This is a genomic window from Achromobacter sp. GbtcB20 (assembly GCF_019091095.1).
Lineage (GTDB): Bacteria > Pseudomonadota > Gammaproteobacteria > Burkholderiales > Burkholderiaceae_B > Achromobacter > Achromobacter mucicolens.
This window is the reverse complement of sequence record NZ_JAGXJZ010000640.1, coordinates 1-258: the sequence shown is the minus strand read 5'-3', so window position 1 is coordinate 258 and position 258 is coordinate 1. Positions and strand designations below refer to the sequence as shown.

1 protein-coding gene is annotated in these 258 nt (G+C 69.0%); it reads left to right on the top strand.

Annotation, left to right across the window (positions count from 1 at the left end; translation table 11 throughout):
• Positions 1–258: Sua5/YciO/YrdC/YwlC family protein (locus KVT32_RS30545; protein ID WP_217619482.1), on the top strand; the 258-nt coding region annotated here is incomplete at both ends.

The following is a 258-nucleotide window of genomic DNA, read 5'->3' as shown; positions in this document are numbered from 1 at the left end:
CGACCAAGGAGGTGCCGCGCCGCCTGTCCCACCCCTCGCGCAAGTCCATCGGCCTGCGCGTACCGGAAAACAAGATCACGCTGGCCCTGCTCGAGGAACTGGGCGAACCGCTGATCGGCACCACGCTGCAATTGCCGGGCGACGACCACATGCTGTCCGACCCGATCGAAGTGCGCGAGCGCCTCGAGAAGCAGATCGAGCTGGTCGTCGACGGCGGCGCCGGCCCCCTGGAAGCGACCACCATCGGCGGCCTCACCG